The following is a 25886-nucleotide window of genomic DNA, read 5'->3' on the forward strand; positions in this document are numbered from 1 at the left end:
ATCAAGAATCCCGCAGCTCTTACTACAAGGTGGGGTCGAAGTCATCGGTGCGGTAGTTGGCCATTTGCAGCAAATCAAGGCCTGCCTTCTGGCAGCGCTGCCAACCTTCATACAGATTATCGAACAGTGTAAGCGCCAGGTCGGCATGACGTTTCTTCGCTACTACTTCGTCGGGCCAGGCCCCGAGCTCATCGAAGAAATCGTCGAAGCCCGGTTGGTCTTCCATGATTTCCCGCGACTCGGTCACCCAGCCGTAGACATTCTGACATTCCAGCCGGAGTTCATCGGCATAAGATCGGAAAGAGTCCTCGTCGCAATCCTCGAACTCATGGCGCAAGAACCCAGGCACATTGGCCAACGACATGTAGCGCCGGGCGCCACGGTCCTGGCGAACGAGCGCTTCGAAATACTCGAGCTCAGTGAACTTGTCGCCGTGCGGCAGCCAGCCTGCCAGCTGGTTGGCTTCATAGGTACTGCTCACCTGCTCTTCGAGAAGGTCCAGGTATTTGGCAATTTTGGTGCCGGCAAAAATGTTCTTCTGCACCTGCAGTTGACGCTCGAAGTCATCCACTTTGTTCTGGTAGAGGGCTGCCGACTCGTCAGCGTGCGCCACAGCCCGCGCATACCGCTCGCGCAACTGGGTCATGCGTTTTTCTTCTTGCACCGGGTCTGCCGCTTCGAAAGGCTGGGCAAACTGCGCAAGCCCGGTCACGACACCAAACGACGCATCGCCCAAGACTATCCGCGACAGGCCGAAGTACTTGCGCACGCAGTCCTGCACATAAGGCGCCCTGGACATACCACCGGTCATGAAGATGACAGGGTTGGCCTCTGGGAGGTCGTTACGCACCTGTTCGAGCAGTTGCCCAAGTTTGTCCAGGAAACCCTGCGCGCTTGTGGTCAGCGCAACGTCTTCAACATGCACCGCCAAACCCTGTTCAATGAAGTCGAGCGAGAGGCCAGCAGTACGGTCGTCACTCAATTCGATCTTGAGCTGTTCGACATCCCGGTTAAGCCTGACGGTCGCGCCCTTTTCACCCAGAATTTCCAGGCGTGCCTTGAAGGGCTCGACCACACGCTTGATGCAATACTTGAGAAACGCCTGCTGGCGGCTCAAATCGGCAACCTTTGCGGCACTGCGGTAGGCATACAACGGCAGCCCATGCTCATTCCCGTGGCCAAACAAAGGCATAGCCACGCGCATGGACAGCTCGACATCCACGTCCGTCCCGCCGAGCCCTTTGCCCCAGACGCGATGGATAACTGGCATGGCAGCGTTGCCACCGACTGTTGCGTAAGCGACATCGGTAGTTCCGCCGCCCATATCGATGATGAGCGCCTCGTGTGCGACAGGCTCGCCGACGTGATAAGCCAAGGCAGCAGCGCAGGGTTCCTCGAGAAACTCAACTTGGGTAAAGCCTGCGTCCCTCGCCGCTTGCTCCAGCAGACGCTGCGGGGCCTGGTGATCGACGCTAGCCCCCGTGCCTCGAAACTCGACAGGTCGCCCGAGTACCACCGATCGAACTTCAGTACCCAGCTGCTGTTCGGCGGCGCGGCGGATATGCGCCAGGATTTGCGCCACCACACTGGTCACAACGTCCAAATAAGGCTGCTCCAGCTTGAAGCCCAGCATGGATTTGGGCGACTGGAATATCCTGCCAAGTTCGCTGTTGTACAGCGCATCTATGGCATCTTCACCGAACACACCTGTCGCCTGCCTGACGTGCAGACCTTCCTGGGCGATGCTTTCGCGTTGCTGATCGCGCCAGCGCCGGCGGATAGCGTTGAGCTCTGCCTGGCGCATCTCTTCGTCGGAGAAACGTCGAGGCTTGATCAGTGTCGAACGCCGCGCTTCTTTCTCCAGGGGAGAATACGGGTCGCCCTCGCGCGCCCTTTTGCGCTCCTCGCTGACCACCGCTGCAAGACGTATCTCATATTCGGACAACTGTTGTGAATAGCGGCTTTTACGGGCCCTGATCGCGTTGTCGATCTCGCGTTCGTACTCGACAGTGAGGCTGAACAGCGATTCATCTACGTGCCGATCCGGGAAAAACACCGCGGTGCGAAACTGCTGATCCTGGCCAAACGTGATGTACTGAACCTTGCCATTTATACAAACCGCAGCGCTGGAAAAGCTCGTACCGAAATCAACACCGATTTTCACGCTCTACTCCTGTAATCCGACGCTCGCTCGCGCTGCCCTGGGTGTGGCCATGCTGTAGCCAGGACTTTTCTCACAAAGAGAGAGTGATGTCAAAACGCCTTGGGCGCCAGGAGAGTCAAATCTTGCCCCCTTAAATTTGCCCCTGCTGTCCAAGCCCTGCATGGCAGCATCGACTGCTTGAACCGTGACTTTTAGGTTGGCCAGCCAAGCTTTTTCAGGGCACCTTGCACATCCTTGGCACTTAATTCCAAGTAGCGTTAGCCAGCTACTAGCTGATCTACCTACGTGTCTCTTTGGCAGGCCATTATAGGCGCGCCTGAATCCAGTCCCATGTTCCTTTATCCAGCCAACCGTAGTATTCATCTCGGTTCATTTTGGTCACAACCAGACGGTCGTTACTATCAATTTTAGTCGATAAATCATCGGAGACTTGCTTTGCAGTGCCTGCCGATCTTACCCACCTGACAGAATCAAGACCTATGTCTCGAACACTCTCATAGCGATCCAGGTGCTGAACAAACAAACGTCGAGCCTCACTATAATTTGGCCCTTCTTTGTTAAGATTCCACGTCACCATAAATACAGACATTATCGTACTCCCCTTTTTCACCATCATAAGAACAAGGTCAAAAATCAAAAGCCATTATTGGTAACACACCACCACAACTACGTTTTCATCACGGAGGGCTCAGTATCGCTAGACTGCATGAACGGGCTTTGAGCTTCGCCAGTTTTTACCTGATCACCATCCAACGTAAGAGAGAAACGGTGACGGTGTTCACTCTGCACTTGACTGGAGTAGAGCGTCCAATATTCCGTCGAAGTTTCTGCTTCTATGTGAAAATTAACAGAGGCGATCTTGTAATTCTCTTTCAGCCTGCTCATACCCTCTCGCAGCCTCCCATACTCCTGTTCTCTACTCTTCTCCTGGCTCTTCGCACCAAAGTAATGGATGAGGCCATGCTCAAGCAGCAGGCCTTCTTCTTTTTTCTGCACCTCATCAATCATCGAGTTACCTAAAATAAAATGAAGTGCATACGGGCTTTCTTTTGTAATTGAGAGAGCCTTGAACAAATTATAATAAACAAATACGTCTTTTTCTGCTGTAGAGATACCATACAGTGAGTCACTGTAGCCGCGGTGATCTCGTTTTAACGGGCGGCGAGCAGGATCATCGGTGGAGCCCACGTATAGAACCTCTGTGTCAATTCCAAGATTTATGCTATGCATCATCAAAAACTCATGCACAGTGAACCCTGTTGCATAGGGCTGACCAGGGCCCCAAAGCCCGATAAAACGACCTTCATCAAAAATGACTGGAAGCTGAACACCTATAAACTCGGGCAAAGCCGGAAGACGGACTTTCTTGGGCTTTTTTTTCGAACCTACCTCTAGGTGAATAATTACTTCTTTCTTAGTCCAGCTATACTCAGGGGCCGTCTTAGTACTAAACCGCACTTTACCTCTAGACGTGATAAAGTAGACAAAGCGCTTGTCATTACATTCCTCGACTTCTTTTCGGTAGGCGCGTAGCTGGTCTGAAATGCGTTTCTGGTAGTCGACACCTTCGGGTGGATTTACTAATAGATCAAACCAAAAAACGGTGTAGTCCGTCAGTTCAACATGCCAGTCCTTTTCAGAGTTTTTGTAAACTGGATTATCTTTAATAAAACTCAAGTAGCCACGAGATCCCATTTCCCTTCCTTACTCGTTGGAGGAGGCACACTCTGCCCTCCCCGCCAGAGCAGAGTTAAGCTAGTTACGATTAATAAAACCCAGATCAACGAGATTGCGAAGGAGTTTTATTCCATAATTTTTTTACGGATCAGAGAAAACAATTCTGCCTGGTAAATAGCGTCATGCAAGGCATCGTGGTCGCCGGCACTCGCAGGATTAACCACCTTTGCGATTTCGCTAGATCGCGTCATTTTCCATGCGCAGTCTGAAGCACCAAAATACATCGACTTGATGTCCAGCGCGGCTATACCGAATGGATTTTCACCGAGAAATTGGTGAAAGTAATAATTCACGAAACCCCAGTCAAAGGATGCATTGAATCCCACGAACACTACGGTTTCGCTATCGGAAGCCAATGTGTCGATCCAGGTCTTGAAGCGAGACATTGCCTCTTTCGGCTCCAGACCTTCTGCACGAAGCTTCTCTAGCGAGAGACCTGTAACCGCCATTGCCTCCGGGACGAAGTCATCGGAAATGGGCTTGATATAGCAGGAAAACTGAGCGTCGACGTCTGAGACGACGCATGCCCCTATAGAAAGCATGCTGTATTTGCCAGGAATTGGGCCTGAAGCCTCAACGTCAACCGACACGAATATCTCTTTACCTGCCTTCATATATGCTCCGCTTGCATTGGAATGTTCTACGCGTGGGTAGCACCGCTACCATGCACCGCATGCGTCAGTTGTCTTCCATAACGGGAGACGGGCGCATCGACAAAAGGGACTCAGTCAGATCCTTGAAGCTCAGGGCGCGGTCTGGGAAAGCCTTGGCCATGGCTGATGGATACAACCGAGTACGAATATCGGAGTACGTCCAGGCAGGTTGATTCCCCCGTTCTCCGGTTGCAGCTGCCAACTCGCCAAGTTGTTTTTCCGAAAGCCCCATCCCCGCCAGATCCATGCTGAAAAGCGCTTTTCGCTCACCGACGTCTGGTCGAGTGAATTCCTCCACGATGGCAGCACGTCGGCGAAGAGCGGCGTCTAACACCGAAAGCCGATTGGTGCAGAGGATCACCACGACACGACCACCATATTTTCGTAAGTCATCAACACCTTGAATCAGCGTGTTCACTGCAACCTTGTCTTCGTGGTGACTTTGATTTTGAGACCTGGACGCCGCGATCGAATCACCCTCATCAATGATCAAAATTGCGCGGCGGTTTTTGCCGGCTGCCTCTACCACTTCCGCCCAGGCTTGGGTCAACAAGGTTCCCATCTCACCGACCTTGCCCGAACCGCGCACACGGTTGCTCAGTTTGAACAACACGGAATCTTCAGTGCGCGACTCACGGACGATACGATTCGCAATGCATTCTGCTGTTGCTGTCTTGCCTGTACCCACGTCACCGTGAAAAATCACAAGTGGATATTGGTCTGAAATGAGATTGCAGATGGGCAATACACTTTTGTGGTGAGTGTTACTCCACTCCTGCAACTGGCCTTGGTTGAGCAGCAGGCGAAGCTGATTATGGATACGCTCATAACGGCCTTCGAACCCGAGCAAGACCTTTTCGCGCTCAGTCAACTGACGTTCTGGCAAGTCGATTGCCGCATCAAACACACTGGTCTTGGTCATTGGATATAGTCCTTACGTTGCATGCCGTAGCCGTTGCTGGAGTATTCGCGCCCACCACTCTGTGACAGTCGAGGATGGCTGATATCTTCATAGTTTGTCGTCCAGGAAATCTTCATTTTCCCAGCCAGCTTGTCTCGTGCTTGCTGATCGTAAGTGTCGTGGTAAGACAATACGATTCGCAGGCGAGGCTCAGTTACCTTCGGCCAGCGGGCATCGCCAGGACGATCATTAGCTAGCGCCCCGGACTCGTTGACGTAAAACCGAGTTGCCTTTTGCTCGACGCCATTACTAAGGAGGGTTAGATCGACGTAATTCAGATAGCCGTTCTTGGCCAATAGCTCAATGTCATTCGCCCATTCTCGAGCGCGTCCTTCGGTCACCGCCCCACTGCTGGAAGCGATCATCACCAGGTCGGAGGTTATGCGACGCACCACCGCCTCGATATCTGTGGTGGTGTAGGTCGTCGTTTGCGTGCTGGTCTGGGTCATGCCGCATCCTCCACCTTGAACGCTCGACCGAACAATTCTTTCCAGATTTCGAAATCACCTTCGACAGACGCAAAATTTGCCGTTTCCCAAGACGCCTCTGCGATCCGAACAATTTCCTTGCGTTCGTCCTCAGTAATCCGGCTGGCCACGTTATTCGTGTCGCACACGGGATCAAGAATCACGACAGGGTCAGTGAAATCGGAGGCAGCTCGGTTTTCGGGAAACTTGATGACTTCCTGCAGGCCGGACTCGACGATGTAGAGGAGAAAATCTCGAAAGCGCTTTTCCAGAGAACCCTCTTTTCCGTTCACCTCCAGCACGTGAGCCATGATGAGCTCAATGTGAAAGGACTTAAGCGGGCACTCGGCCTTCGTACGCCACCGCTTCGCCAAGCGCACAAGGGTGCGGAAGTCAGGATCTTGATCCTTGCGATCCTTAACGAATTTCACTTGGCACGGCGCGCAGGTTTCGGTCTTCGAGCCATCGATACGGTCGAACTGCCAGCCGTAACCTTCCTTGTTCGGGTTTTCAATGACCGGAACGATGTCCACGTCTAGCCCGGTACCAACGAACGTAACGGTCGCGGCCTTGCGCTGGATCTCAAAGTCCTCAACGGCTTTGTTCGGATACAGCTTGATCAGCGCCTCATAGATTTTTTGGCTCAGGCTTGAAAACGTTTCCTCATCTACCTTTTCGCCGCTGATGTAAAACACCACATCCACATCGACGGCATCCTCGGAAGTCTTCCGAAGGATGGTGTGCTTAGCGAACGAGCCGGCCTTCACCACGCGCTTGATGGATATCTTGTCCTGCTTCTTAAGGCTGTCGCGCAACGCGGCGATGAGCCGATCGACCTGGGCGTTATAGGTTTCGCGCTTATCCTTCGGCAAGCGCAACACGTTACTGTCGTAGTACCTGACCTGCGTATTGGTAAGTGGCATCGGCCGCTCCCTCCTAGAAATGGTTGAGATAGTTGCAACAGCCTTCCTACCAACAGCTACACCACATGCCGACGGATGGATTGGCGGAACGACGCCTGCTTCATGCACGCACCATTCAAACGGCTCGCTGTCAGTCGCCACGTCTCTACAAACACCGAAACGGTGGATGGCAGGGAGAAATTGCACCTAACAGGTTGCTAGCGTATGATTACTATACGCATAGTTTTTAGATGCAGTCTAGTTTTTATACGCTATCGAGGTTCGACATGACAAACGATTCCAATCCCACGGACGAGCAACCCACTAAGGGTCGGCAAGGAGCGCGTTGGGGCCAGGAGCGTCGCTTGGAATTCATCGACTATCGGTTGCGGTGGGATGGACAAATCAACCGAAGCAATCTCACTGACTTCTTCGGCATATCGGTGCCACAAGCTTCGCTGGATATAACCGAGTACACAAAGCTGGCCTCCAACAACATGGAGTACGACACGCGAGCGCGTGTTTACCGAGCGACGGAAGCATTCCAACCGGCTTTCCAGTCCAGTGCAGTTGAACGTTACCTCGAAGATTTGTTGCGCGTGGCTGTTCAACCAGATGTGCCTTATGGGAGCTTTTTGGGATGGCAATCCCCCGTCGCTGGCGTTCCCAAACTGGGACGACGTCTTAACGCAGATGTTGTCGGTGAGATTCTGCGAGCCATTCGTGAAAATGGTTCAGTTGAGGTCACGTACCAGTCCATGACTGATCCCGAGGGCAGTGAACGTAAGCTGACCCCTCATGCGTTAGTGCATGACGGAAATCGCTGGCATGCACGAGCGTACTGCCATAAACGCAATGACTTCCGAGATTTCTCGCTGACACGTATTAAGCGTGCTCAGTACGTAGGCCCAGATCATGAGCGAGCATCGATGGATACAGCCTGGAACAAGATGGTCGACGTCGTTCTCACTGCTCATCCCAAACTCAGTCCTGCTAAGCGTCGCCTGATCGAGAGTGACTATTCAATGGAAAAAGGAGAAATGCATCTGGAGTGCCGCCAAGCATTGCTGCTCTACCTGCTTTTCCAGCTCAACCTCACGGAGGATCAAGCTGTACAACGTCCCGAAGTCATTCAACTGGCACTCAAAAATAGGGATGAGATTTATGCCCTGCTACACCCATAACGATTAGAAGCCAGCCAACACTCACCACATCAGCTACTGGAATTGTCACGATGGCAAATCTTGAAAATGAATTCATTCTGATCGCAGGCAGCATCTCCAAGAAGACAGAGAAGGCCACGATCGACTTCGCGCATGACTTCACTCGTGCGGTTACTAAGAGCGTCCTGGCTGCACAGGGGGGCTTGGTCGTCTACTTGGCAGGCTGCCCCACCAATGAAGGTGGTGATGCGCTGACCTTCGATTGGACGGTGGCCTACGAGGCAGAAAAGCTGTTGGCTGGCTCCCCCCCTGCCCGCCAGTTGAAGATCGTGACCTCTAAGTTGGCCATGCAGGAAAAAATGACTCCAGAGCAGCGAATGCTCATCCGTCGGCTCTCGGCTGAAAATTTCGCGGAGATCATCTACCTCGAAGACGACGTGGTCACCGGCGGAAACATCGGTGATGAACAAGTGGAAGTTGCCACGGCTATGATTGCGCTGGGTGGCGGTAAAGGTGTTTCAGACCGAGCCCGCAAGATGCGCAGATGGAAGCTGCCCGTGCTGCCATTTGACTTGAACCTTGGTGGGTTCAGCGAGGACGGCAAAGGTGCGCTCGGCCTTCACGCAAACTTCTTCAAGGAGCCCCTGACGTTGTTTCCATTCACGGGCGAACAGGTGAAAGGCCGACTGGACAGCATGTCTCTACAGGAGCCGCTCCACAGCCTGGACAAGCTGGCAGATCTTTCCGTAGGAATGTTCCAAGATGAGATCGTGGCCAGGGAAGCGGCACGCTCTCCAGACCTTCTGGTCATCACGGCCATTGCTATTGAGCTGGCAGCTGCAAAGAAAATGTTCGGTGTTGGCGAAGATGTTCCAACGCGCTTCACTGCACATGGCGTCCACTATTGGCCCGTGACAATTCAACGACCTGACGGTCCACTTTCTTGCGTCATCGCTTCTCTCGGCAATGCTGGCAACGTCAATGCAACCGCCATCACAACGCTCCTGCTGTCGGAGCTGAAACCCAAAAAAGTTCTGATGATGGGGATCGCAGCGGGCCGGCGTAAAAAACTGAGCCTCGGTGAAGTCATCTTGTCCGAACGCGTCGTGTACTACGAAGGGGCAGCAGCGCTTGCCGGTGGCGAGCTTGCAGCGCGACCGGAAATGCCTCGACCTGGGCTCTCTACCCAGCAAGATCTCAATGCTTACTTCGCAACCGCGTCCTTGCCCGATCGCCTGCAAGACCATGCGAACAAGCTTGGCTTCGCGATGCCGGTAGCGTCCATAGCGGGTGAGGTTTCTGCTCAGCTAAAAGTATCCCCTGCAACCATTGCTTCCGGCGAACTGCTAATTCGAGACCCGAAGCTTTTCGAGAGTTTCCAAGGCATTCACGACAAAGCTGTGGTAGCTGAAATGGAGGCCTACGGGGTGTTCGACGCCTGCGACAAGCAGAACGTGCCTGTGATAGTAGTTCGCGGCGTCAGCGATTACGGTGACAAGACCAAAGACAACACTTTCCACAAGGTGGCTTCCGAGGCTGCTGCCATCGTGACCCTGGATTACGCCACCTATGGATGGAGCCGCAGACCGGCTCTCTGAGCCATCGTCTCTTGTTAAGTTGAGCGCCCTTCGGCCAAGGGCGCTTTCACCATAATAGAGCAACCTGCTCCGGCGTAAGGGCCGGACTATGCAAGGAGACATGAACTTGACCGATGACGACCGATCCGAAGACCAGCCACTTCCGCCCTGCTCCATCCCTGCATCATGCCAAATATCATTTCGGGGCATACCTGAAGGTATTGAATGGCAGGAAAAATTCATCGCCATTGCTCGAAAGGTTCAACGTTCGATGACGGATATGCCTCTTGGAGATGACCTTTATACCGCAAGGAACCTTGGATGATCGGATTTTCCTCAACCCTCCCTCAACCTCCTTTAAACCACTTTGCAGACCATACCCCGGTTTTTCCAGCCCGCAATTGATAAACAAAACGCATAAAAGTCTTGTCTTTGAGCTCGTGTGCGTAGAGCTTCTTTATGGCCATGGACAGAGCCTCCGCACGGTGAAGGACCTCGCTACCCCATAGCGTATTTACCTCACTGTCGAATAACGCGCGCAAATCGGCCCGAAGCTTAGCGGTATCTACCTGACCCAGTTTTTGGTCAATCGTCATGATCTCTCGTTCATGCCGATGCAGTTCGCCTTCAGAGTCTTCATCCCATTCGACGACACTGCTGGAGAATCGCTGGTTGAGCATCGACTCGTCGACGTTGCCGTCGTTGTCTATTGCGCCGAACATGTAATCCTGCGAGTAATCGGGGGACTCGATAATCGAATGAATGATGCTGCCTCGATGCCTCACGACATAGTCCTCTAACGACTCCAAATCGTGCAGAGTTGCCAGGGCACGAATACGTTCAACGAGACGCCGATCGTTACCGTCGTCAAGGAGCAATGGGGCGTCATCCTCCATCAATTCCTCAAGAGCACTCTTAGCGCGAAAGCCCTCACCCACCGCACTTATAATGCCCTTGAGCTCCTCCAACACCGCTTCACGCTTAAACCAAGAGAAGTCGGGGTCAGGCAGCAAGTTCGATTTGAACAAATCGAAAAGCGGAGCAGCGTCCTCCGCTACTGCGATCGCGCTCACGGCCTTGCACAGCTCGGTGTTATTCATGGAACTGAACTCAACTGACATCAGTTGAGGGCTGCTTTGAATAAAGGTGTCTAGGTCTATCGCCGCTGACAAGTGATCGATGACTCTCTTGAGCTGAGCATTCTTTACGAAGGCTGCTACCAGGGCTCTCGCCCGTTTTGAGTCCATGTGCTCAGAGGTGACCTTCACCCACAGCGGGTGGTCTGCTAGCACTAGACTGAACAAGTTATCGACCCAGCTCAAATCCGGATCTTCCACTCTGAGGACGACCTCATGAAAACGGTGAAAATGTTCTTTATTCGAGTTCGCTCCATTGAAGTATGGCTCGGCGCCGTAAGAAAGATTCTGGGACCCAAGGTAAGCCCTGCCGTCATGGCTCAAAAGCTTGATGTGGCAGGCTGCGTGCAAGTACAGGTCAGTCTGTCGCTGTTGATCGGCGATTGAAACAATATTTATGGCCAAGTCCGACTGCTCTTGCTCGGTTAGATCTGCTACACCTGCTAGTCCAATCAGCACGGTAGCTGGGTAGCCATCAGCATGTTGGAGATATTCCTGGTTGACATATCGGAACAGCGACTTAGTTCTCTTGGCAGAGCCATAGGTCATGATTTTGAGATCTTTTAGCGAATGCTGTTTTTTTCTATGTTCAAAGGCGCCCTCGCCATAATGGCGATGGCTCAAAGTCGCTCTGAAACTGGTCAGTTCTTCCATAAAGGCTCAGCAGGCAGTGGAAAAGGATGGAGGCGCAGACAAGCTACTATAAATCACGGCAAAGCATTGCACTCTTGAGTCCGCGTTCCCATCATCACTCACCGTTGAGTTAATAGACCTGCCGGCCGCGTGCCCCCACCGGCGGAAACATCTGTGATGAACAAGTAGAAGTTGCCACGGCGATGATTGCACTGGGTGGCGGCAAAGGTGTTTCAGACCGAGCCCGCAAGATGCGCAGATGGAAGCTGCCCATGCTGCCATTTGCCTTGAACCTTGGTGGGTTCTGCGAGGACGGCCAAGGGGCGCTCGGCCTTCACGCAAACTTCTTCAAGGAGCCCCTGTGAACTGAAATCTCCCAGAGCGCAGAAAGGAGATCGAGCAGGAAACAGTTCTGAGGACGTGGGGTGGACGTGCATTGTTGCCGGGAAAGTAGAGCGCGTCCCACCAGCTGACTTTTTCAAATCCAACGTCTTACCGTATCGAGGCATGATGATCTGGACTTGACGGGAGCAGAGATTGTTCAGATCTGATCTCGCTTGGATCAGTAAATCGACCACAAGATGCCACATCAACAACGATACACACCTACCGTCCAATCCTTCCCATGTAGATAAATCCACCTTGGCGTGCATAGCTACGTTTCTATGGTGGGTGGTTAGTGCGAATGGAAATGGCTGGTCAAGTCGAATGGAAACAGCTAGTCAAGTGAGTGCAATTACACAAACAGAGCTTGTCGCCGCGACAACGCATGAATCGCCTCTGATTTTCTTTACTTTTTCTAAGGTCTGCTTCTGGTCGCTGTCACCCACACCAAGCCAGTTCGTGCACTTACATCGCGCGTGCCTTGGGACGTCCGCCCTCCCATGGCTGCACTGCAAATGATCGGGGAGCCTGCCCTTCCCATCAAACAAGGCTTGGTCAAACTGAAGGCCCAATTCCACACTAATCAAGATGTCTACTACGCCCCCCTGCGCCAGACTTTTTTTGACGTTGTGCGCATGGAGCAAAGAACGATCCCGTACGAAAAATTTCGTCAGATCCAAACCTCGAACCATGTGTTCGCAAGCAAAATGGCATAATATGCCAATTAGCGGAAAAAACTTCTTACCGAAAGCTGGAGCTCATTATGGCAACGAGAAACGTTGTGCTCACCCCTCACCAGGAACAGGTTATCCAGGACCTGGTTCAGTCCGGCCGTTATCAGAATGCCAGTGAGGTAATGCGAGAAGGCTTACGGCTATTGGAGCAACGCGTCGCCGAAGATACCGCTAAAATTGAGGCCCTGCGTCAGGCGACCTCGATCGGCATCATGGACCTTGAGCACGGGCGCTTTACTCAGGTGAACGAAGGAGATCTGGAGCACTACCTCGAGGGCTTGAGCCTGGAGGCGACCCTCCCCGCGCGGGATAAACACTGAGCATGCCGCAGTATCGGATTACCAATGCGGCGCGCGCCGACATTGTTGACATCCTCAGGCTCTCCCAGACGCAGTTCGGCGATCAAGCGCGCCAGCGCTACCAGGCGCTGATCCTCGCGGCGCTGCAAGTGCTTGCCGACACGCCTTATCGCATTGGCAGCCACGACCGCGATGAGCTTGCACCGGGTCTTCGCAGCTATCACCTCATCTATTCACGCCAACAGGCAAAACAAACCCATGGAGCGGTCAAAAGCCCACGCCATATCGTGTTCTATCATGTGGCAAACGACGACGTGATCGAGGTCGTCAGAATCCTTCACGACGCCATGGAAGTGCAGTTGCACTTGCCGAACGACTGATCAGCGACCTGACCCAACGGCTTAACAGGCCAGGAATAGCGAAGGTAAGACGCCGCCTCCACATTGCAATCCGAGCGTCCTCGCTGCCGGCCGACTCGGCCGTCAATTGAAGTGGTGGGTTCTGGGTCTTACCGGACTATCCGCTTAGATATCGACTCATTACCCATACCCTCTTCCGAACAACCAAGGATTTGCGAGATACGGGTTATACGGAGGCGCACTGAATACCAGCCACTGCGATACTGGAGCCCGTCGGAGACCGCCATTCGCGATAACTCGCACACTCGGCACGAATGGGGGCAAAAATGGGGGCAAACAAAAGATTTATCTACTTGAAAACACCGCCCTAGAGCCCAGTCAAGATGTTTTTTGGGGATCCTGAGAGTCTTTAGGCGTTGCCTGGCAGGCTGTTCAGCCTGATCATTTCCGGCTTAGGCCATGGAGATCTACCCATTTCCAGAGTACGAGGCATCTGGGGGCATATCTGAGGGCATGCTATGGATGCTTTGAAAAGGATGCCCCAGGTCTAAAACAGGCGGACACCATCAACCTTAATTCTGGCGTTCAGTAGGCGTATTTACCGTTTGCAGAGCTGGTGTTTGCCAAGGAATGAAGCGTCAACGGTAGCGGCGACGCTCACTGTGTGTACCAAGGCGATACCCCAACTCAATCAGGTGAGTTTAAGGCTCAAATCAATACCAAGCCTTGGTCATCCGGCAACCCCCACGTCTTCGGCGGCACAGGGCCCTACGTGCTTGAGGCACACGGCAGCATTGATTATGAGAGTCGCCCGCTCCTCCCGATCTTCAGCGGCGACTGCTGCCCGCATGACCGTGGTGTAACCGAGCTATGTTCTGATCGATGCGGCATTGGATCGTGCGCAAGGTGTCTTGAGTAATAACCTGTGGGCATAGGTCCTCGGCGATGCTTGCAAACCGGCTCGCCACATCACAAATGCCGTCAATCATTCTGCCTGCAACGTCCGGGGGAACCTCGGCTTCCTCGGCAAGCCGCAGCATTTGCGTGCGGGAAATCGTCAGGGCTTCCCCCATCACATCCATCTGGTGATATCCACTTGGCCCCTCGCAGAAGGTCACGTCGTAAGCTGGCGACAGTCTCCACTGACCGTCTTGCGACATGATGTAGGCAAAGTTCTTGGGATGATCGTCTCTGTTGTTGAACGCAACATTGAAGACGGCACGTTCGAAGGCCACCGCCATCTCTCGCACGTCGTTGGTACACATCTGTGTTGCCCGCAAGAAGTTGACGTAGTCCAACACCCCCGGAGACCGGTAATTTGCCCCCGTAAAGGCCGCTAGGCTTTGCATGGGTACGCGCAGTCCATCCCGACGGTCAAATCGCTTACTAGCAAACGCCGCTAAGCCATTAGGCAGACTGAAGTACTGCGTGTCAGGGGTCTCGATACCGCACATGCGCAGGCATTCGGCGTAGACCATTTCGATAGCGCACACCTCGGCATGTTCTTCTTTGGCCGGGAACTTAATCAACCATGCTTCAAAGCCCGCCGTGACAGCAGTGGTAAACCGGCCAGTTTCGGGATCGCGATAGACGAGGGCCTTAGGCCTTGCACCTTGAGGCGAGCCGCCCACCAGCAGCAACGCATGCAGGAACTCGCCACCGTCTCCATGGAGCACTTCCTGCACTTCGGCGGCAAGCTGCTCCAGCGGGATGTGGACTTCAGACTCCTGCCCTTCGGGTGCCACTGGCTCAAACGTCATGGCCCCCATTGCATTGCTACCGATGTAGGCCAGCCGTTCCAGTGAGCCGATGCGCGCCGTGGTGAGCCCGCGGCGCCTGAACATACGGTCCATCAGCAACATGCCCCACCCATCCGGCAAGGAGTCGTAAACAGGCCCTGGCAAGTACAGTTGGTGGTCTGGGAAATCTCGGCGCAACTGAGTCCCCTCCAGCGGCAGCGTGTAGGAGGACAGCTCCAAGCCCCTTTGCCTGGCTTCATTGCTGTACTCGAACACGATCAGCGGGCGACCGGTCAGGGCAGTCGTGGAGACCAGCGTGCCCCATTGCAATCGCTCACCCCAGCCCTCGTAGAAGACGTTCACTTGCTCAAGCATTGCCGGACTTCCTTTTTGTACGGAGACGATTGGCGCTGTTTTCGTAACGCCGAATATCCTCGATGGTGTCCAGCTTTGGCAGGAACAAGCCTTCAAGTTCCTTGGTTCGGCCAAGAGCCATCGCCACCCGAACGACGCTCTCGAATCCGACATTGCGCCCGGCTTCAAGATTGGACACTGTGTTTGTGCCGATGCCAGCACGCCCGGCCAAGTCGGCTTGTGTCATGTCCAGCGCCAAGCGCTCTGTGCGCAAGCGATCGCAGATGCGTTTAACGACTTCGCTCGGCTTGCTGAAGCTTAAATCCAACATAGTGTGTACCTAGCCCATTCTGTGCCAGTTAGTTCCCAAAATTATAGAATTAACGCATAGCCCTATCAAGCGACTTAATTCCCTAAATCTGTGCCTTATCGCTTGATTTCTAGCTTTAGCCACAACTTACTGGACTTATCTACCACAAAGGCAAAGGGCAGGGAGAACTATTGGGGCCTGCTCAGAACCGTATTTTGGATGAAGGCTTGCCTTCCGCCTGAGCCCGGTGAGCGTTGGGGGCAAAAATGGGGGCTACAGCACCGGCTGCCAGCAATTCATTCACCGGAGTTGAGCCTGTTGGATCATTCAGTTCTGACGTGCGCATCGGGGTTGATCAATCGGGGCAAAAGTGGTCGAGCGCTGCTTGAAGGAAATCTCTCATCCATCAACCACGTGTGAAGGCGTCTAAATTAGGGGTTTCTGGGAACCAGGGAAATGCAATCAGATGGAATTTCAGACATGCCACGATGGCACAAATGGGCTTGGTCTCCGATTCTGCTCGCCGCAGTCGGTGCAAGCTGTTTGGCGCTAACGCTGATCCAACATGCCCAGGGATGCGGGATCGACTTCTGGAAAGCGCGTCGTGGTAGCTGACAACAGGCATCGCTTGCAGGACAATTTCTCGGGGGACTCGCCCACAGTGTCATGACTGAACGCAACGATTGCACACCGGCCCTCTTCAGCAGAAGCGAGGTACTGGGTGATCAAATATCGATAGGGGTTTTCAGCGGTCAATCCAGCCTGCGCGGCTTGCGCCTCCCATATCGTCCAAAATCAGAGCGCGCGTCGCATCTGCCTTGCTGCCTTTAAAGCGACTCATCTCCTGCCTCCGGGGCACAACCTGCCATCACACTTCAGACTCAGGCGCCCAGCGGCGGAACAGCACGCTCGCGTTAACGCCGCCAAAACCGAAGCCATTTGAAAGTGCGTGAGTGATCGCCATCCCCCGGGACTTGAGGCTTACCAGGTCAAGCCCAGCAGCCGCCTCATCGGCATGATTCAGGTTGAGCGTGGCAGGCGCGATCTGATCGCGAAGTGCCAATACGGTAAAGATCGCCTCGATGCCTCCGGCCGCCCCCAGAAGATGCCCGGTGGCAGACTTGGTCGCGCTGATTGCCACACCAGAGCCACTCCCGAACACCGAGCGAATGGCGGCCAACTCGCCCTTGTCACCGACCTGGGTGGAGGTCGCATGTGCATTGATATGTTGAACATCTTCGGGACTGACAGCAGCCTGACGCAGAGCCTGCTCCATGGCGCGGCGTGCGCCGCTACCGTCCTCGGGACCTGCGGTCAGGTGATAGGCGTCTGCACTGGTGCCATAACCCACCAGCTCAGCCAATGGCTTGGCGCCACGCGCGAGGGCATGCTCCAGTGACTCGATCACTAACAACCCCGCACCTTCGGACATCACGAAGCCATCGCGATCCCGATCAAAAGGCCGTGAAGCCTGCTGCGGGTGCTCGGCAAAACCGGTGGATAGCGCACGGGCCGCCGCAAAACACCCCAGGGTCACACGGTCGATCGCCGCTTCGGTACCGCCGCAAAGGGCGATATCCGCCTCGCCACTTCTGATGATTCTGGCGGCATCGCCGATAGCCTGTACGCCGGCGGCACAGGCCGTTACCGGTGCGCCGAGCGGCCCTTTGAAACCGTGCCGGATGGAAACGTGCCCCGCCGCCATGTTGGCGAGAAAAGACGGTGCAGTGAATGGCGACAATCTGCGCGGGCCACGTGTATCGGTGGTCCGTACAGCATCGGCAATCGCACCAAACCCGCCCACGCCAGATGCAATAATCGTCGCGGTCCTCTGCTGATCTGCGCTTTCAGTCGGGTGCCAGCCTGCCTGCCCAAGCGCCTCATGCGCCGCTACAAGGGCAAACTCAATGAAGCGATCCATCTTCTTGCGGTCCTTGGCGGAAATGATGCGCTCGGGGTCATACCCCGCGATGGCGTCTTCCGCCAGTGACGGCACCTGACCGCCAACTGCAACGCCCGTCCCCTCGGTAACCTCGCCCGGTAACTGGCGGATGCCGGAACGCCCAGCCAACAAACGCTTCCAGACCTCCTCAACGCCGCACCCCAGCGGTCCGACAATGCCGACACCCGTGACTACGATTCGCTTTTGGCCATTGAGATTATTCATTGAACCCTCCTCATTTATCAGTCAATAGTGCTTGGGTGGGTGTCGCTGTATGAGTGCTGCTCTCAGGTTCAGGACGGATCTTGAACCAGATGGAGTACATCGCAGGCAGGAATACCAACGTAATAACGGTCCCGACAAACGTGCCTCCGATCAGGGTGTAGGCCAGCGTCCCCCAGAAGACGGAATGGGTCAGCGGGATAAACGCCAGGATTGCCGCCATTGCTGTCAGCAAGACTGGGCGGGCCCGCTGTACCGTGGCTTCGACCACCGCATGGAAAGGGTCCAGCCCTTCTTGTTCATTGTGGTGGATTTGCCCGATCAGAATCAGCGTATTGCGCATCAGGATGCCCGAGAGCGCGATCAGCCCCACCAGCGCGTTGATGCCAAAGGGTTGTTGAAACAGTAACAAGGTCGGCACCACACCAATCAATCCCAGCGGTGACGTGAGGAACACCATGATCATTGCGGAAATTGAGCGGACCTGCAGAATGATGACCAGCAATGTCATGGCAATCATAATCGGGAACAGCGGCAACATCGCCGTACCGGCCTTGCCCGACTCCTCGATTGCACCCGCTTGTTCGATCCGATACCCATCCGGCAGTTTGTCGATGATCGGCTGGAGTTCTTTCACAATCACACTCGAAACATCCGGCGGCTGCAAACCCTCGGCAATGTCGCCTCGTACGGTGATGGTCGGCGTACGATCACGACGGCGAAGGATCGGATCCTCCATGCGTACATCGATTTCCCCTACCTGAGACAATGGAATCCGCTGACCCGCCGTGCCGACCAGGGTGAAACCTTCGATCCTGGCGGGATCAAGGCGGATATCACCCGCCGCACGCCCGACCACCTGCACCGAACGAATGTCCTCGCGAACCACCGTGATCGGTACGCCCGCCAGCAGGAATTGCAGTTGCTGTGCAACCGCGCTTGAAGTCAACCCCACGGCCTGCAAACGATCCTGATCCAGCGTGAAATGCAACGTCGGCGTCAGCGGGCCCCAGTCGGTGTTGACGGTTCTCATCATCGGACTGGCCTGCAACACGTCCTGCACCTGGCTGGTGATTTCGCGAAGTTTTACCGGGTCAGGCCCCATCACCCGGTAGGCGACCGGGAACGGTGAGTACGGACCAAACACCAGTTGCGTGACCCTGACCCGCGCTTGCGGCGCAAGGCCTTCGGCAACCGCCTCGCGGAGACGGAACTTGAGGGCTTCACGAGCCTCCTGGCTGTCCGTCAGCACCACGATTTTCGCGAATGACGGATCCGGCAGTTCCGGTGCCATCGCCAGATAAAAGCGCGGTGCACCTTGCCCGATGTAGGCCGTGACGATTTTTGCCTCATCCTGCTTTTGCAGCCAGGCTTCTATCTTGGCGGTGGTGGCGCTGGTCTGCTCAATGGAGGTTCCATAGGGCATTTGCACTTCAATCAGCACCTCAGGGCGGTCCGAGGTCGGGAAGAACTGCTTCTTGACCAGCCCCATGCCGAGGATAGACACCACAAACAAAGCGATAACAGTACCGGCCACCAACCATTTGCGCGCAATGACCTGCGCCAACACCCGGCGGAAGCGGTTGTAATGACGCGTGTTGTAGATGGCAGCGTGGCCACCTTCGACCGTCTTGATGTTCGGTAACATCTTCACGCCAAGATACGGGGTAAAGACCACGGCCACCACCCAGGAGGCGATGAGCGCGATGCCGACAATCCAAAACATGTTGCTGGTGTACTCGCCAGCTGTCGACTGTGCGAAGCCATTGGGCATAAAGCCGATCGCCGTCACCAGGGTACCGGACAGCATTGGCGCAGCCGTATGACTCCAGGCATACGCGGACGCTTTGATGCGGTCGTAGCCCTCTTCCATTTTTACCACCATCATTTCGATAGCAATGATGGCATCGTCCACCAGCAGGCCGAGCGCCAGAATCAATGAGCCGAGGGTAATCCGGTCAAAGTTCTTTCCCGTGGCCTCCATCACCACGAACACCACGGCCAGCGTCAACGGCACAGCAGCCGCCACCACAACGCCGACACGCCAGCCCATGCTGAGAAAGCACACCAGCATCACCACGAGCAGTGCGACGAAGAACTTGACCATGAACTCGCCGACGGCCGAATCGATATTTACCGCTTGATCGGTGACTTTGGTAAACGCCATGCCCAGCGGCATGCCATGGTTGATCTTGACCGTCTCCGCATCCAGCGCCTTGCCGAGGTCCAGCCCGTTCCAGCCATCGCGCATCACGATCCCCAGCAGCAACGCATCTTCACCGTTGTTACGGACGAGAAAGGTTTTTGGATCTTCGTAACCACGTTCAATCGTCGCGACATCAGAGAGTTTGAGCGCACGTCCCTGGAGCGTAATAGGCGCGTCCCGAATCTTCTGCAGCTTGTCGAAGGCGCCATCCAGACGGAGGAAGACTTGGGGCCCCTCGGTTTCGATCGAGCCGGCGGGCGTGAGCACATTTTGATTGTTCAGCGCGGCAAAGATGTCCTGAGGCGATACGCCCAGGTTGGCCAGGCGATCATGGGAAAACGAGACAAAGATACGTTCGGGTTGCTCCCCGATAATATTGACCTTCTTCACACCCGGCACATGCAACAGGCGCTGGCGCAACGACTCGGCATCGCGCACCAACAGGCGCTGTGGCTCACCTTCGGCTTTCAGGGCAAACAGGGCGAATGTCACGTCCGAGAATTCGTCGTTGACCATCGGCCCGATGACACCGGCCGGCAGCTTGATCGCCTCATCATCGAGCTTTTTACGCGCCTGATAGAACTCTTCCTGCACCTGCGACGGCGGCGTGCTATCCAGCAATGACAGCATCGTGAACGCCAGGCCTGGGCGGGTATAGGTTTCCGAGCGGTCGTACCACTTCAGTTCCTGCAGGCGTTTTTCAAGCGGCTCTGCGACCTGATCCTGCATCTCCTGGGCAGTCGCCCCCGGCCACGCGGTGATCACCGTCAACTGCTTGACCGTAAAGGGAGGATCCTCTGCGCGCCCCAACTGGAAGAACGACAGGATGCCCGCAACGGCAATCAGGAAAATCAAAAATACCGTAATTGAGCGCTCGCGTACGGCGAGCGCCGAAAGGTTGAAACGCCCCTCGCTCATGGATGAGTCCCCGCAACCTTGACGTCACCCTGCTCAGCCAGACGCACCTCTTCGCCATCGCGCAGCAGGTGTGCACCCAAGGCTACAACGGGCTCACCCTCCTTGAGATCGCCTGCGACGCGGGCTGAATCGTCGCTTAAGCCCAGGACCTGCACAGGCCGCCAGCTCACTTTCGCCGGTGTACCGGCGATGACCCACACCCCCGTCCCCTTGCCGGGGTCATAAACCGCCGCGATGGGTACTTGCAACACCGGCCTCTGCGCCGCGCCTTCGGTAATCCTGAGCGTGACGGTCGAACCAAGTGGTGCATTCGCCAGTGCGCCCTCCAGCACATACCGCGCCTCGAAGGTGCGAGTCATACGGTCCGCCGAGTCCGACAGCAGCCTTAGCCTTGCGGTAACAGCACCGGTGGTGTTGCCATAAAGTGTCGCTTGCGCGGAAGACCCGGCTACCGGACGCACGGTCTCGGGCAGGTGCACGATCGCTTCGCGCTGCCCTGCCCTCGCGAGCCGAACCACCGGCTGCCCCGGACTGACGACTTGCCCAGGCTCAGCGAGCGTCTCCACCACGACGCCGTCGGTATCCGCCACCAGCACCGCATAACCCGAAGCATTGCGCGCCACGTCAGCCTGCGCCTGCGCGGCGCCCAGTTGCGCCCTTGCGGTATCCGCCGCCGCTTTAATCTGGTCATAGGCCGATGCAGAGACCGCGCCTGCAGCTACCAGATCACGGTAGCGCGCTTCGTCATCCGCAGTCTGCTTGGCTCGGGCCCGAGCGGCTGTGACCGACTCTTGCTGTGCCCGCGCCTGTAAACCCAAGTCAATCGGGTCGAGGCGCATGAGCGGCTGGCCACGCTTGACGGTCTGGCCGGTGTCAACCAGGCGCTCAAGGATCTTGCCTGACACCCGAAAACCCAAATCGCCCTGAGTGCGGGCAGCGACGACCCCAGTGAAAGAGCGCGAGATATCGGAGGAACCTTGAACCGCTGCCGACCTCACCAGAGGGGCTTGCGTGCGCGGATCTTGAGCGGTGGATGAGTCGCCACACGCCGTCAGGACGAGAGGAAACAAGCAAGCGGCAATAGGGACAGGTCGAAGCCGGCGCATAGATTCCCTTGATTCAATAATAGGATGGAAATCATATTTTTAGATCTGTGACCATATTTGTCAATCGTCACAAACGTGACACATCACGTTAACTCGGTAAAAGTGCTATTTATCAGCCAATCTGGCAGTGAATCAACAGTGTCAATTGACAGGTGGTGACCATATCGTAATATGGTTACACACAACATTCGATTCAAGGAATCTAAATGCCCTCCCTTCAGCCCCTAGCTCTTTTGGTGAGCGTCAGCCTGATAGCAGGTTGCGCGGTCGGTCCGGACTACCAACGTCCTGACGCGCCGCTTTCCAGTGGATATATGGGCCAGGCCGCTGTTGAACAGCGGCCTGGTACGCCGCAGGCAAGTCTTGTTGCGTGGTGGGAAGGCTTTGGTGATCCACAGTTGGCCGACTTCGTCTCTAAAGCACTTGCGCAGAACCTGGACCTGGCACAAGCGGCGGCGCGAGTCACACAAGCGCGCGCAGGACTGGGCGCCGCCAATGCCGCGTTACTGCCCTCGGGAAACATCAGCGGTCAGGCTGCGCGGTCCTATCAGTCAATCGAGACGCCACTCGGCCAAGTGCTGAATTCAACCCCTGGCTTTGATCGATACGGAAGTTCCTACGAGCTCGACCTTGATGCGAGCTGGGAGGTGGATGTATTTGGCGGCCTGCGACGCGGACGCGAAGCTGCACTGGCCGAGTACCAGGCCTCCGAGGCTGGCGTTGCCGCCACACGCCTGGCCATCGCTGCACAGACGGCTGATATCTACATCACGGTCCGTGGATTGCAGGCCCGGCTGGACATCGCAAACCGACAAGTCAAGACGCAGGAGCAATTGCTGGAAAAAGTCCAACTGCTCTATGGCAAAGGCCTCGCCGCCAGCTATGAGGTTCGCCAAACGGAAGGCTCGCTGTCGCAAGTCCAGGCAACAGTACCGGCCCTGCAGACCGGCCTGGATGCTGCAATGAACGCGCTCGACGTGATCCTCGGCACACCTCCAGGCACGCATCGAGCGCAATTGGCGAGTCAGGGCACGATTCCTCTGGCACCACCACTGAACGACACTGGAACACCCGCCGATTTGCTGCGCCGCCGGCCAGATCTGATTGTGGCTGAGCGCCGCCTCGCGGCCTCCAACGCACGCATCGGTGAGGTCAGCGCCGAGTACTACCCGAAGTTTTCACTTAGCGCATTGCTCGGCAGTGCCACGGCCGTATCCGGCGGCAACCTGTTTACAGCCGGTGCCAGCCAGTCGGCAGGCGTCTTGGGCCTGCGCTGGAGGCTTTTCGACTTCGGTCGCATAAACGCACAGATTGACCAGGCAAAGGGGCAGGAAGCCGAAGCCCTGGCCGCTTACCGCCAGTCTGCCCTGCGCGCCACCGAGGATGTCGAAAACGCTTTCTCCGCCCTGGTGAACCGGGAACTTCAAGCCACCACCCTCACCACAGGCGAGGACGCCCTGACACAGGCCCGCCAATCGTCGTTCACGGCTTATGAAAAAGGTACAGCCAGCCTGATCGATGTGCTGCACGCCGACGAGACCCTGCTGCGAGCTTCCGATGCACGCGCGCAAGCTCGAACAGAATCGGCACGAGCGGCCGTCGCCGCATTCAGGGCTCTCGGCGGTGGCTGGCAGGCGCCTGAACCCCAGCCTTTGGCGACTCAATGAGCCACGACTAGTGGTTTTTGGTCGTGGCGCAAAGCAGCGAGTTGGCGAACCCCACAACAGCAATACTCAGAGAACAATACTATGCAGTCGAGCGAGAATTCCTGGGTACTCATTACCGGCGCATCAAGCGGTTTCGGCAGAGAGTTTGCACAACAGTATGCTGCAGAAGGAAGATCACTGATCCTGGTCGCGCGCAGACTGAATGAACTTGAAATGCTCGCTGAGGAGTTGCGCGCACGTTACGCCGTCGATGTGTTGGTGCAACAGGCGGACCTGTCATCCATTGATGTGATTATCGATCTGCATCGGGATCTGCATGACCGCAACATTGTCGTCGATATACTGATCAACAACGCGGGCTATGGCCTACAAGGCGCATTTCTGGACGAACCCCTGGAAAGCTCCCTGGCTATGATCGACTTGGATATCGCCAGTCTGACCGCCATAACTCGTCTCTTTGCCGAGGATATGCGAGCCCGGCGAAAAGGGCATATTTTGATGGTTGCCAGTCTGCTGTCTTACCAAGGCGTTAAAAACTTTGCCGTTTACTCCGCCGCCAAAGCTTATGTGCTGAGATTCTCCGATGCGCTTCATCGCGAACTCAAAGGTGACGGTGTCGTCGTCACTGCGCTGTGCCCAGGCATGTCTGACACAGGCTTTGCATCAAACGCCAAGCAAAAGATCACCCCCCTCTTGCGCAGGGTGATGATGCAACCCCAGCCCGTGGTACAAGCAGGAATCCGCGCACTGCAAGCGGGACGAATGAGCGTCGTGCCGGGTTTCGGCAACAAGGCCATCAGCGTGCTGACCTGGGCCACGCCTCGTCGGTTTCACCAGGGGCTTATGGAACACGTAATGGGCGTCTGAGTACGGGATAAAACACCGCCTTTCCCAACGGTAGCCGTTGGGAATGCTCTAAACGACCGGAAGTAATGCACGACTCCCGGCCGGTGTGTGGAACAGCAGCCAATCAGAACCGATAACTGACAGAGGCTCCAAGACCGCTCGCGCTGTTTTTATACTTGGAACTGTAGGCGCCCCTAGTCGCAGAGACGTGATTGACCCGAACACTCTCTTCCCACAGATAAGAGTAGGCAACATCAATTGTGAAGTTGTTTGCGGGGGTCCAGCCTGCGCCGATGCTGAACACTTTCCGGTCGCCCGTAGGAATGCGCGGCCCTCGATCGGTGTTATTGGTGGGCGACTGATCGACCGAGAAGCCGGAACGAAGCACCCACCGATCATTTAGCTTGTACGCCGCGCCGATCGCGTGCGCCCAAGTATCATGCCAGTTCTGTTCTTCGGTGACGGAACCTAGTTGAGCATTCAACAAAGGAGGCAACCCTTGGGTCTCAATGTTCAACTCCTTGAAGCGACTCCACCGAGTCCAGGTGCTTCCCACGTAGAGGGTCCAGTCATCATCCAGTTGATGAGTCAACGACATGTCGACTGACTCTGGAGTATCCACTTCCAACGAAGCGTCATAGCTACGACCACTTACCCCTAACACGCTAAAGAGACCGTCAGTGACCTTGGTCTTGGCATCCAGGCGGTAGCTGACCTTGGAATGGTAAGTCATCCCCAGACGGGTTCGGTCTGTAGCCTGCACCAAAATACCGACGTTGAAACCCAGAGCCGTGTCATCCCCGGTGCTTTTGAGTTTGCCGTCATTGCGGCCAGGGCTCAGCGGATTGGGTACCATCCCGGACAGCTCGCCGCTGATGCGGTTGATGGTAGGACCAAACCCGATCGACACTTTATCGTTAAAGGCATAGCTGACCGTGGGCTGAAACGTGAGGGTCGTGACTTCACTTTTGTTCGCATAGTATCGGCCAGCAAAATCGCTGCCGTAATCGGTCATCAGACCAAACGGCACATAGAACCCCACACCGAATGCCCAATGCTCATCAACAGGCTTGACGTAGTACCCCATCGGTACCGTGGTCACTGGCACCATGTCGCCGTCTTCCTGACCGCCGAATGTACTGCGCGTCTGGCTTATATCCGACTTCGCGAAAAGCGTCGCGCCGCCCACGCTGACCTGTTCGCTTTTCAAGCGAGCCATACCCGCCGGATTACCGAAGACCGTGCTCGCATCTTCAGCCGAAGAAGAGCGACCGGCAAATCCGGAGCCCATCCCGCTGATGCTTTGTTCGTTGAGCGCAAAACCGCTCGCCAGCACATTAGAAGAAGCAAGCACGACAGCCAGTCCAAGTGGACGCTTGAGCAAGTTTTTTTTCATTGTTGGAACTC

Annotated in this window: 23 protein-coding genes; 9 read left to right on the forward strand and 14 right to left on the reverse strand. The window is 55.5% G+C overall.

The genetic code is table 11. The features are described 5' to 3' along the window. Positions 1 to 22: 22 nt before the first annotated feature. The 7 genes from ACQRBT_RS23000 to ACQRBT_RS23030 all read right to left on the reverse strand — a co-directional run bounded on the left by ACQRBT_RS23000 (position 23) and on the right by ACQRBT_RS23030 (position 6905). Positions 23 to 2164: an Hsp70 family protein gene (locus ACQRBT_RS23000; protein ID WP_412046017.1), complete on the reverse strand. Its 2142-nt coding sequence runs from the start codon at positions 2162 to 2164 to the stop codon at positions 23 to 25. 304 nt (positions 2165 to 2468) lie between these two features. Then, positions 2469 to 2753, reverse strand: coding sequence for a hypothetical protein (locus ACQRBT_RS23005; RefSeq protein WP_412046016.1), 285 nt, complete (start codon positions 2751 to 2753; stop codon positions 2469 to 2471). A gap of 77 nt (positions 2754 to 2830) precedes the next feature. Beyond that, the gene (locus tag ACQRBT_RS23010; protein WP_412046015.1) at positions 2831 to 3859 is read right to left on the reverse strand and encodes a hypothetical protein; all 1029 of its coding nucleotides are present in this window, start codon (positions 3857 to 3859) and stop codon (positions 2831 to 2833) included. A 107-nt stretch (positions 3860 to 3966) separates the two neighbouring features. Continuing rightward, positions 3967 to 4515, reverse strand: coding sequence for a 3'-5' exonuclease (locus ACQRBT_RS23015; protein WP_038632720.1), 549 nt, complete (start codon positions 4513 to 4515; stop codon positions 3967 to 3969). Positions 4516 to 4579: 64 nt separating this feature from the next. Continuing rightward, complete coding sequence (locus ACQRBT_RS23020; protein WP_412046014.1) at positions 4580 to 5476, reverse strand: AAA family ATPase; 897 nt, start codon at positions 5474 to 5476, stop codon at positions 4580 to 4582. Further along, positions 5473 to 5964 carry a hypothetical protein gene (locus ACQRBT_RS23025; protein WP_038632722.1) on the reverse strand — a complete coding sequence of 164 codons (492 nt, stop codon included), beginning with the start codon at positions 5962 to 5964 and terminating at the stop codon, positions 5473 to 5475. Before ACQRBT_RS23025 ends, ACQRBT_RS23020 begins: the two co-directional genes overlap by 4 nt. Next, the gene (locus ACQRBT_RS23030; protein ID WP_170038276.1) at positions 5961 to 6905 is read right to left on the reverse strand and encodes a CBASS oligonucleotide cyclase; all 945 of its coding nucleotides are present in this window, start codon (positions 6903 to 6905) and stop codon (positions 5961 to 5963) included. Before ACQRBT_RS23030 ends, ACQRBT_RS23025 begins: the two co-directional genes overlap by 4 nt. A gap of 344 nt (positions 6906 to 7249) precedes the next feature. On the opposite strand from ACQRBT_RS23030, the gene ACQRBT_RS23035 reads away from it, so the two are divergent. From ACQRBT_RS23035 to ACQRBT_RS23045, 3 genes are all read left to right on the forward strand, one after another. Beyond that, the gene (locus ACQRBT_RS23035; RefSeq protein WP_282405673.1) at positions 7250 to 8068 is read left to right on the forward strand and encodes a helix-turn-helix transcriptional regulator; all 819 of its coding nucleotides are present in this window, start codon (positions 7250 to 7252) and stop codon (positions 8066 to 8068) included. A 50-nt stretch (positions 8069 to 8118) separates the two neighbouring features. Beyond that, complete coding sequence (locus tag ACQRBT_RS23040; RefSeq protein WP_412046013.1) at positions 8119 to 9645, forward strand: purine phosphorylase; 1527 nt, start codon at positions 8119 to 8121, stop codon at positions 9643 to 9645. Positions 9646 to 9751: 106 nt separating this feature from the next. After that, on the forward strand, positions 9752 to 9949 hold the full coding sequence (locus ACQRBT_RS23045) for a hypothetical protein (protein WP_412046012.1): 198 nt from the start codon (positions 9752 to 9754) through the stop codon (positions 9947 to 9949). A 22-nt stretch (positions 9950 to 9971) separates the two neighbouring features. Here the strand turns inward: ACQRBT_RS23045 and ACQRBT_RS23050 are convergent, their stop codons facing one another. Next, positions 9972 to 11414: a hypothetical protein gene (locus ACQRBT_RS23050; protein WP_412046011.1), complete on the reverse strand. Its 1443-nt coding sequence runs from the start codon at positions 11412 to 11414 to the stop codon at positions 9972 to 9974. 149 nt (positions 11415 to 11563) lie between these two features. Here ACQRBT_RS23050 and ACQRBT_RS23055 point away from each other — a divergent pair, with 149 nt between their 5' ends. The 4 genes from ACQRBT_RS23055 (at position 11564) to ACQRBT_RS23070 (ending at position 13190) form a co-directional block, all read left to right on the forward strand. Beyond that, on the forward strand, positions 11564 to 11758 hold the full coding sequence (locus ACQRBT_RS23055) for a hypothetical protein (protein WP_412046148.1): 195 nt from the start codon (positions 11564 to 11566) through the stop codon (positions 11756 to 11758). Between the two features lie 519 nt (positions 11759 to 12277). Beyond that, a complete protein-coding gene (locus ACQRBT_RS23060; protein WP_282405670.1) occupies positions 12278 to 12493 on the forward strand; it encodes a hypothetical protein in 216 nt (71 codons plus the stop codon). Positions 12494 to 12540: 47 nt separating this feature from the next. Then, positions 12541 to 12831 (forward strand): type II toxin-antitoxin system ParD family antitoxin, encoded by a 291-nt coding sequence (locus ACQRBT_RS23065; RefSeq protein WP_412046010.1) that lies wholly within the window; start codon positions 12541 to 12543, stop codon positions 12829 to 12831. Between the two features lie 2 nt (positions 12832 to 12833). Beyond that, positions 12834 to 13190, forward strand: coding sequence for a type II toxin-antitoxin system RelE/ParE family toxin (locus ACQRBT_RS23070; RefSeq protein ID WP_412046009.1), 357 nt, complete (start codon positions 12834 to 12836; stop codon positions 13188 to 13190). An 806-nt stretch (positions 13191 to 13996) separates the two neighbouring features. On the opposite strand, the gene ACQRBT_RS23075 is transcribed toward ACQRBT_RS23070, so the two are convergent. From ACQRBT_RS23075 to ACQRBT_RS23095, 5 genes are all read right to left on the reverse strand, one after another. Further along, entirely contained in the window at positions 13997 to 15283 is a 1287-nt protein-coding gene (locus ACQRBT_RS23075) for a type II toxin-antitoxin system HipA family toxin (RefSeq protein ID WP_060752877.1), read from the reverse strand. After that, positions 15276 to 15593, reverse strand: a complete 318-nt coding sequence (locus ACQRBT_RS23080; protein WP_060752876.1) for a helix-turn-helix domain-containing protein — start codon at positions 15591 to 15593, stop codon at positions 15276 to 15278. The genes ACQRBT_RS23075 and ACQRBT_RS23080 overlap by 8 nt, the downstream gene beginning before the upstream one ends. Before the next feature lie 847 nt (positions 15594 to 16440). Further along, entirely contained in the window at positions 16441 to 17739 is a 1299-nt protein-coding gene (gene fabF / locus ACQRBT_RS23085) for a beta-ketoacyl-ACP synthase II (protein WP_060752875.1), read from the reverse strand. 10 nt (positions 17740 to 17749) lie between these two features. After that, positions 17750 to 20860, reverse strand: coding sequence for an efflux RND transporter permease subunit (locus ACQRBT_RS23090; RefSeq protein ID WP_412046008.1), 3111 nt, complete (start codon positions 20858 to 20860; stop codon positions 17750 to 17752). Next, positions 20857 to 21966, reverse strand: coding sequence for an efflux RND transporter periplasmic adaptor subunit (locus ACQRBT_RS23095; protein ID WP_198762486.1), 1110 nt, complete (start codon positions 21964 to 21966; stop codon positions 20857 to 20859). Before ACQRBT_RS23095 ends, ACQRBT_RS23090 begins: the two co-directional genes overlap by 4 nt. A 206-nt stretch (positions 21967 to 22172) precedes the next feature. Between ACQRBT_RS23095 and ACQRBT_RS23100 the strand changes: the two genes are divergently transcribed. Together ACQRBT_RS23100 and ACQRBT_RS23105 are read left to right on the forward strand one after the other, a co-directional pair. Continuing rightward, a complete protein-coding gene (locus ACQRBT_RS23100; protein WP_412046007.1) occupies positions 22173 to 23633 on the forward strand; it encodes an efflux transporter outer membrane subunit in 1461 nt (486 codons plus the stop codon). 81 nt (positions 23634 to 23714) lie between these two features. Further along, complete coding sequence (locus tag ACQRBT_RS23105; RefSeq protein WP_060752871.1) at positions 23715 to 24500, forward strand: SDR family NAD(P)-dependent oxidoreductase; 786 nt, start codon at positions 23715 to 23717, stop codon at positions 24498 to 24500. Positions 24501 to 24603: 103 nt separating this feature from the next. On the opposite strand, the gene ACQRBT_RS23110 is transcribed toward ACQRBT_RS23105, so the two are convergent. Beyond that, positions 24604 to 25875, reverse strand: coding sequence for an OmpP1/FadL family transporter (locus tag ACQRBT_RS23110; protein WP_412046006.1), 1272 nt, complete (start codon positions 25873 to 25875; stop codon positions 24604 to 24606). Positions 25876 to 25886 lie beyond the last annotated feature (11 nt).

Origin of the sequence: Pseudomonas sp. R19M (genome assembly GCF_050312585.1) — a bacterium.
In the GTDB taxonomy this organism is placed as follows: domain Bacteria; phylum Pseudomonadota; class Gammaproteobacteria; order Pseudomonadales; family Pseudomonadaceae; genus Aquipseudomonas; species Aquipseudomonas palleroniana.